9 protein-coding genes are annotated in these 7,873 nt (G+C 60.2%); all 9 read right to left on the bottom strand.

Annotated features, from left to right (window positions below; translation table 11 throughout):
• Window positions 1-32 precede the first annotated feature (32 nt).
• Window positions 33-1,670, bottom strand: a complete 1,638-nt coding sequence (atpA, locus tag ACNPM8_RS10240; protein WP_332488162.1) for a F0F1 ATP synthase subunit alpha — start codon at window positions 1,668-1,670, stop codon at window positions 33-35.
• 125 nt (window positions 1,671-1,795) lie between these two features.
• Window positions 1,796-2,608: a F0F1 ATP synthase subunit delta gene (locus ACNPM8_RS10245; RefSeq protein WP_332488160.1), complete on the bottom strand. Its 813-nt coding sequence runs from the start codon at window positions 2,606-2,608 to the stop codon at window positions 1,796-1,798.
• Window positions 2,608-3,162: a F0F1 ATP synthase subunit B gene (locus ACNPM8_RS10250; RefSeq protein ID WP_013348622.1), complete on the bottom strand. Its 555-nt coding sequence runs from the start codon at window positions 3,160-3,162 to the stop codon at window positions 2,608-2,610. Before ACNPM8_RS10250 ends, ACNPM8_RS10245 begins: the two co-directional genes overlap by 1 nt.
• Before the next feature lie 80 nt (window positions 3,163-3,242).
• Window positions 3,243-3,455 (bottom strand): ATP synthase subunit C, encoded by a 213-nt coding sequence (locus ACNPM8_RS10255; RefSeq protein ID WP_013348621.1) that lies wholly within the window; start codon window positions 3,453-3,455, stop codon window positions 3,243-3,245.
• A 107-nt stretch (window positions 3,456-3,562) separates the two neighbouring features.
• Window positions 3,563-4,354, bottom strand: coding sequence for a F0F1 ATP synthase subunit A (gene atpB / locus ACNPM8_RS10260; RefSeq protein ID WP_448939788.1), 792 nt, complete (start codon window positions 4,352-4,354; stop codon window positions 3,563-3,565).
• Window positions 4,355-4,639: 285 nt separating this feature from the next.
• Complete coding sequence (locus tag ACNPM8_RS10265; protein WP_133834463.1) at window positions 4,640-5,020, bottom strand: hypothetical protein; 381 nt, start codon at window positions 5,018-5,020, stop codon at window positions 4,640-4,642.
• Between the two features lie 223 nt (window positions 5,021-5,243).
• Window positions 5,244-6,365 (bottom strand): MraY family glycosyltransferase, encoded by a 1,122-nt coding sequence (locus ACNPM8_RS10270; RefSeq protein ID WP_332488148.1) that lies wholly within the window; start codon window positions 6,363-6,365, stop codon window positions 5,244-5,246.
• Window positions 6,362-7,045, bottom strand: coding sequence for an L-threonylcarbamoyladenylate synthase (locus ACNPM8_RS10275; RefSeq protein ID WP_332731251.1), 684 nt, complete (start codon window positions 7,043-7,045; stop codon window positions 6,362-6,364). Before ACNPM8_RS10275 ends, ACNPM8_RS10270 begins: the two co-directional genes overlap by 4 nt.
• Before the next feature lie 34 nt (window positions 7,046-7,079).
• A partial coding sequence (prmC, locus tag ACNPM8_RS10280) for a peptide chain release factor N(5)-glutamine methyltransferase (protein ID WP_448939789.1) occupies window positions 7,080-7,873 on the bottom strand: 794 nt, incomplete at its 5' end.

Below are 7,873 nucleotides of genomic sequence, written 5' to 3' on the forward strand. Positions count from 1 at the left end.
CCCGCCCCCGCTCCCCCTTGGCAAGGAAATTGTCAGCGCTTCTGCTTGACGATCTTTTCCTGGTCAACGGACTCGGAATCGAGAGCGTCGTGCTCTTCGTGTCCGGCGGCGACAAGCTTGTCGTCGCCTTCGCCGAAGAAGCCGGCCTTGAAGTCCACAACAGCGGTCTTCATGGCTTCCAGAGTCTCGTTCTCCAGCTTGCCGGTCTGGCCAATCACGGTCAGTACATCGGTGCGGTGGCGCAGGTAGTCGATGAACTCGCCCTCGAAGCGGCGTACATCCTCAACCGGGACATCGTCCAGGTAGCCGTTGGTGCCGGCCCAGATCGAAACGACCTGGTCCTCAACCGGGTACGGGGTGTACTGACCCTGCTTGAGCAGTTCCATCAGGCGCGCACCACGGGTCAGCTGCTGCTTGGAAGCAGCATCCAGGTCCGAGGCGAACATTGCGAATGCCTGCATGTCGCGGTACTGGGCCAATTCCAGCTTCAAGGTACCGGAGACCTTCTTCATGGCCTTGACCTGTGCCGAACCGCCAACGCGGGATACCGAAATACCCACGTCGACAGCTGGACGCTGGTTGGCGTTGAAGAGATCCGACTGCAAGAAGATCTGGCCGTCGGTGATCGAGATGACGTTGGTCGGGATGAACGCGCCCACGTCGTTAGCCTTGGTTTCGATGATTGGCAAGCCAGTCATCGAACCTGCACCCAGCTCGTCCGACAGCTTGGCGCAACGCTCAAGCAGGCGGGAGTGCAGGTAGAAGACGTCGCCTGGGTAGGCTTCGCGTCCTGGCGGACGGCGCAGCAGCAGGGACACGGCACGGTAGGCTTCAGCCTGCTTCGACAGATCATCGAAGACGATCAGAACGTGCTTGCCGCCGTACATCCAGTGCTGGCCGATGGCCGAGCCTGCGTATGGAGCCAAGTACTTGAAGCCGGCTGGGTCGGATGCCGGGGACGCCACGATGGTGGTGTACTCCAGTGCGCCCTGCTCTTCGAGGGTCTGGCGAACGGCAGCGATGGTCGATGCCTTCTGGCCAATTGCCACGTAGACGCAGCGAACCTGCTTGGTCTGATCGCCGGATTCCCAGTTAGCACGCTGGTTCAGGATGGTGTCAACCGCGATAGCGGTCTTGCCGGTCTGGCGGTCGCCAATGATCAGCTGACGCTGGCCACGGCCGATCGGGATCATGGCGTCGATAGCCTTCAGACCGGTCTGCATTGGCTCGTGCACGCTCTTGCGCTGGGTCACGCCTGGTGCCTGCAGCTCCAGGGCGCGACGGCCCTCGGCTGCGATTGGGCCCAAGTTGTCCAGTGGCTCGCCCAACGGGTCGACCACGCGGCCCAGGTAGCCGTCGCCGACTGGAACCGAAAGGATCTCGCCGGTGCGCTCTACCTTCTGGCCAGCTTCGATGCCGGTGAAGTCACCAAGCACAACGACACCGATTTCGCGGGTATCGAGGTTCTGGGCCAGGCCCAGGGTGCCATCTTCGAACTTCAGCAACTCGTTGGCCATGACGGAAGGAAGGCCTTCCACTCTGGCGATGCCGTCGCTCGCGGCGACGACGCGTCCCACCTCGGTGCGCTCTGCCTTACCCGGTTCGTAGGAAGATGCGAACTCGTTTAGGGCATCGCGGACGTCGTTGGCATTGATGGTCAAATCGGCCATCTGCAGTCCCTGCTCTCCTAAATTGTGATCCGGTCCATTGGACCGAATCGAATGTGAATGAAGTCTGTTGTGGTCCTGGCAGCCAGGAACACCAGGCGAAGGATCACTCCCTAGCCCAATGAGTCCTAGCTGGCCAAGGCGCGGCGCAACTCGGCCACGCGTGATGCCACGGAAGCGTCGACAACTTCGTCGCCAACCTTGACTACCAGTCCACCGACCAGCGATGGGTCGGTAGTGGCGTTGAGCTTGAGCTGACGACCGTATAGCTTGTTCAGGCTGGTCTCCAGGCGCGAAAGCTGGGCTTCGGAAAGTTCTACAGAGCTGGTTACCGAGGCAATCCAGCGCTGCTGGCGCTTGGCCACGAGCTCTACGAAACGTCCAACCAAGGCTGCTGGCTTCAAACCGCGGGGGTTCGAAACTGCCTGGGAGATCAAAACCTGCGAGGTCTGCGACGCGTTAGGCACGAGCTTCAGCGCGAGAGTGCGCTTAGCCTCGACTGGGGCCTGTGCATCATCCAACGCACGCTGCAGTTCGTGATTGCCACGCACTACCTCGATGAAGGAGAACAGATCCTGCTCCAGCTTGTTCAGCCCCGAAGCGCCGTCCTGCTGCTCTGCCACTGCGGTGACCGCAGTGACAGCCAGCGATTCGAGCGCATCGCTAATGTCGCGTTCCGAGCTCCAGCGGGTAGAAGCCAGCTGTGCGACGACGTCCTCGGCGTCAGCCGAGACCTTTCCGTGCAGCAGCTGAGCCAAAAGGCCTGCCTTGTCGGCATTTCCACGGGCTGGGTCAGTCATTGCGCGGCGGAGACCGGCATTTGCATCCAGTACTTCCAGGACCGCGAACAGTTCCTTAGGCAGCTCAATAGATGCCAGTGCCAGCTTGGGTTCCAGGAACGCCAAAGCCTTTGCCAGTGACTCGCTCGATACACTTGCCATTAGTTCGATGCACCTGCGTTCTGCTGAGCTTCCAAATCGGTCAGGAACTTGTCAACCACGCGCTGGGCACGGGCATCGTCCTGCAGAGCTTCGTCAACAACCTTGCTTGCAAGCTCGGTAGCCAATGCGCCCACGTCGGTGCGGAGCGAAGCCAGAGCGGATACGCGCTCAGCTTCGATCTGGCGGTGCGACTGCTCGGTGATACGAGCTGCCTCATCGGTTGCCTTGGTCTTCAGATCCGCAAGGATCTGAGCACCTTCGCTACGAGCTTCCTCACGGATGCGGTTTGCTTCGGTGCGTGCTTCCAGAAGCTGGGCCTTGTACTGTGCCAAGGTCTCCTCTGCTTCCTTCTGCGCTGCTTCAGCCTTCTCAAGGCCACCTTCGATCGCGGTGACGCGATCTTCATAGGACTGCTCGAACTTTGGAGCAATTACCTTGATGACGATGAACAGAAGGACCGCGAAACCAACACCCGTGACGAGAATTTCCCACGGGTTCGGCAACAGCGGGTTGACCGATTCGCTCGCAGCGAGGATGAAATCAGTGCTGTTCATTCTCACTATTCCTTATCTACTAGTTTCCGCTTGTGTGTACGCCTCGCGATAGTGGCGAGGCCACTACAGTTGCGAAAAGACTAGGCGCCGATGACGAAAGCGAAGACCAGGCCCAGGATGGCCAGTGCTTCAGCAAGTGCGAAGCCAAGCATGGCGATTGGCTGCAGGATGCGCTGAGCCTCAGGCTGACGTGCAACACCGTTGATGTAGGCAGCGAAGATCAAGCCAACGCCGATAGCCGAACCGATAGCAGCCAGGCCGTAGCCGATCATATTCAGGGAGCCGTGCAACATGTGATTATGTTCCTTTCAAGATACCGAGCTTTTGCCGGTAGGTTGTGAGGTATTCCTTGAGCGACTCAAGGAAGATCTTTATGGGTTGGAAGAAAAGAAGTGTTGGCCTAGTGGGCGTCGGCTTCGATTGCACCCTGGAGGTAGATCGCGGTCAGCAGGGCCAAAACACACGCCTGCAGGACCATGATCAGCAGTTCCAGGAAGTACATGGCGACCGAGCCAACGATGACCAGGATGCCAAGGCCGTTCATGGCCAGGGAGTCCTGGACAACGATCAGGTGACGAGCGCCGGCAGCTGCCAGCATCACGATCATGTGACCGGCCAGCATCGTTGCCATCAAACGCAGCGAGTGCGTCAGCGGGCGAACGATGAAGTTAGAAATGATTTCCAACGGAATCATCAGTGGCATGATCCAGCCCGGAACACCGGACGGGACGACGGCCAACTTGAAGTAGCGGATACCGTGGTTCTTCAGGCCTACAGCAATCCAGGTGCCGTAGATGATGATAGCCATCGCGTATGCAGAACCAGCGTGTGAGAACGATGGAAGCTGCAGGAACGGAATCGCGCCGAAGAGGTTGTTCAGCAGTACGAAGAAGAAGGTCGCGAACAGCAGAGGAATCCAAGGACGGAAGTTCTTCTCGCCGATGATGTCGCGGCCAATTCCGTTACGTACAAACGCGTAACCGGACTCAGCGATGTACTGCATCTTGCCTGGAACCAGCTTCGGGTTCTTGATGGCCACGGTGAAGAACCAAGAGATAAGCACGATCGACAAAACGATCATGAGCATCTGCTTGCCGAAACCCGTGCCGTACTCAGCCATCCACGGGAAAAGATCCGGGAGGTGGGTATCGGAAACGGATGGCGGTACGAAGCCGCCTTCTTCTGAGGCCATTGGGAGCGCAAACGCGAACAACGCGCTGTCCTCTCTGCAGTAACGGTCACGGGCAAAAGGCGGTGACTGGCGGTAACTGCCTCTCACCGTGTGAAGAAAAGATCAAACGGGGATCCCATCATGGCCCATGCCAGAAGCATCAACCCTGATGAAGGTCCATCTGCGGGTTACCCCGCGGATGCATATTGCGTATTCCGCCCGCAGTTGAGCGGACGGCCAAAAATGACCCGAAGTAAGCTTATCAAACTCACAGCACCCCACCGACACAAAGTCGCGCGGAATACTCTATTCCTCGTTGTAGATAGCCAGGCGCGCCTTCATGAAAGCGCGCACCTCGCCAACCTGCCAGGCAACAAGGGAGATAGCTGCTGCAAGAACGAATCCCTGGCGATTAACCCAATCGGGCAACCCCAGGTTCAACAACACGAAGGCGATGCCAAAAACCTTGATGACAAAGACACCCAAGAACGCGGGCATGGCCCACGAGTGGCGAATTCGCCCTGCAGCTTCGGCAATGAGAATGCCAATCGCGAAAAAGCCAATCACAATCCCGGCAGCCAGCGCGCCAGAAAGCGCGTAGCGAAGATCGGCAACCAACCATGAAATCAGGAAAAATATGGCGGTAGCGATCAGCGAATACACCAGTGACAAGCCAAGAATCGGCAACCAGATGGATTTCGGGGCTGACGAAGCACTGACGCGGGCAGAACCAGAATTCACGTCCGCAACCTTTCTTCGTCAACACCGAGGAACCATCGTGCACCCATCGATGCTGATGAAACTTGAAACTTCCACCTATTCCCTAAAGAGCAGATGAAAGAAGATCCAGATTGAATTCTACACGAGATAGAAACAGATTGCTTGTGCGTTACCCTGCTATTTGATCGGGCTAGGCTTTGCCCATGCGCTTGCGTAAGGCCTCGACCCGCTTGATCACCAGGGGACGCCACGTTGCTACCGCTGCCACTAGGAACAACAGCAAGGCCATCGGGACCACCAGAATGACCGGGATGAAGGCGATGGAAACCACTGAGACGGCAATCACGGCGGCCCACAGGTAGAGCAGAACTACCGATTGGCGCACCGAGTGGCCCTGGGCCAGCATCCGGTGGTGGATGTGCTTGGCGTCCGGGGAAAAGGGTGAGCGTTTGTTGGCTAGCCGGCGGAAGACCGAGAGTACAAGGTCCAGTACTGGTAGGAAGACGATCACCATCGGCAGCAGCATCGGCATGTAGGCCGGGATGTTGCGGAAGCGCCGGGCCTCCAGGCCCTGCACATCACCGGTCACCGCCACCGCGGCCACCGAGAGGATCATGCCGATGGCGAGAACGCCGGTCTCCCCCATGAAGATATTCGCCGGGTTGAAGTTGTGCGGCAAGAAGCCCAGGCAGGCACCGAGCAGCAAGGCGCAGAGCAAGGCCCCGATGTTCGCGTAGTCATCGGCGCTCACGTGCGTGGCCAGCACATAGGAGTACACGAAGAAGGTCGCCGCGCCAATGGCGGCCAGGCCCGCGGCCAGGCCATCCAATCCATCGGAGAAGTTGATCGCGTTCATGGTCAGCACGATCAGGAAAATGGTCACCGAAATCTGCATCCATTGCTCATCGATCTGCCACGAACCCACGGGCAGGGACTGGATGACGATTCCGTTGGTGGCGACCAGCCAGCCGATCAGGATCTGGCCGGCGAGCTTCAGCCACCACTTCAGGTCGAACATGTCATCGGCCAGGCCCATGAGCACGATGACGCCCAGGGCGTAGGCGATTCCGCGGATGGCGTCGTCATTGCCGAAAACCCCGCGGAAGAAGTGGAAGTTGCTGGCCAGCCATAGCCCTGCGGCGAAAGCGGCGATAATCGCCAGGCCGCCGAACTTCACGATCGGTTTTTCGTGCTGGTCGCGTTCGCGCACCAGCTGGTTGCCGGTGAAACGGTGGCCAAGGGTGCGGATGATCGGGGTGAGCAGGAACGAAACCGTAAAGCTGAATGCTATGAGCAGTACGTATGTTCTCATGCGCCGGTTTCCGGTGCGTCCTGTCCCAAATCGAGAATGCCAGGGACGACCACGCGCAATTCCTCAATGGAAATCGCGCCCGAGCGAACCACCCGCAGGTTCTGGCCGGTGCAATCGATGATGGTCGATGGCAGGACCTCTTCCCCGGCCTCGCCGCGCGGGCCGCCGTCGAGGTAGACATCCACCGACTCCCCGAGCTGAGCGAAAGCCTGCTCGACATCCAGCGCCGCCGCGTTGCCGGTGCGGTTGGCCGAGGACACGGCCAACGGGCCGGTCTGGCCCAGGAGTTCCAGGGCGGTGTCGTCGTTGGGCACGCGCAGCGCCACGGTGCCGCGGGTCTCCCCCAGATCCCAGGTCAGCGAAGGCTGGGCCTGCAGGATCAGGGTCAGTCCGCCTGGCCAGAACGCTTCGGCCAGCTTGCGCGCGGCCTCGGGGATGTCCCTGGCCAATCCGTCCATGGTGGAACTCTGGGCGATCAGCACTGGCGGGGGCATGGTGCGGTTGCGGCCTTTGGCGGCCAGCAGCATCGCCACGCCCTGGGCGCTGAATGCATCGGCGCCGATCCCGTAGACGGTATCTGTAGGCAAGACGATGCAGCGCTTGTCCGCCAGCGCGGCCTTGGCTGCGGCGATGCCTTCAGCGTGTTCCTGCTCGTTGCTTACCGAAAATGTTGTGCTCACGGGATCATTCTTTCATGCACTGGGTGTGGTTTGGTTATTGCGGCGCGTAGCCGGATGTGGCGCGGGCGCGCCCGGTCAAATCTTCATGGCCAGCTACCTGCGTGAATCCGGCCGCGCGCAGCATGGCTGCCGCGGTTTCGTGCTGCACTTCGGCGTGTTCCATCACGTAGTAGCCGCCGGGACGCAAGAGCTTCATGGCTTGGGCGGTAATGGCTCGCGGAATGTCCAGTCCGTCCTCCCCGAGCCCGTATAACGCCATTTCCGGGTCGTGCTCGCGCACTTCCACTTCGCGCGGCACCGCGTTGGGCGGAATATACGGCGGATTGGAGATCACCAGGTCCATGGTGCCTTCCAGTTCCCCGGGGACCGCCGTGGCATCCTGGTGCAGCACGGTGACCCGGTGCGGCTCGCAGTTGGCCCGGGTGTAGCCGATGGCATCCTCCGAGAGCTCCACGGCCCAGACGCTGGCTGCTGGCACTTCGCTGGCCACGGACGCTGCAATGGCGCCGGAGCCTGAGCACAAATCAATGCACCGCGGGGTGCCGATGCCTTGGCCGGCCAGGAAATCAAGGCCGAGCTGCACCACGGTTTCGGTTTCCGGGCGCGGGGTGAATACTCCCGGTCCCACCTTCAGCTCCAGGTAGCGGAAGTACGCCACGCCAGTCAGGTGCTGCAGCGGGATACGGGTGCGCCGGGCGGCCACCAGGGCGGTGAATTGCTCCCGGGATCCAGGGTCGAGGCCCTCGCCACGCAGTTCGCGCAGCTTCAGTTCCGAGCGGTCAATGCCCAGCACGTGGCACAGCAGCAGGTCGACGTCGACGCCGGGGC

The sequence above is a fragment of the Glutamicibacter sp. AGC46 genome (assembly GCF_053543715.1).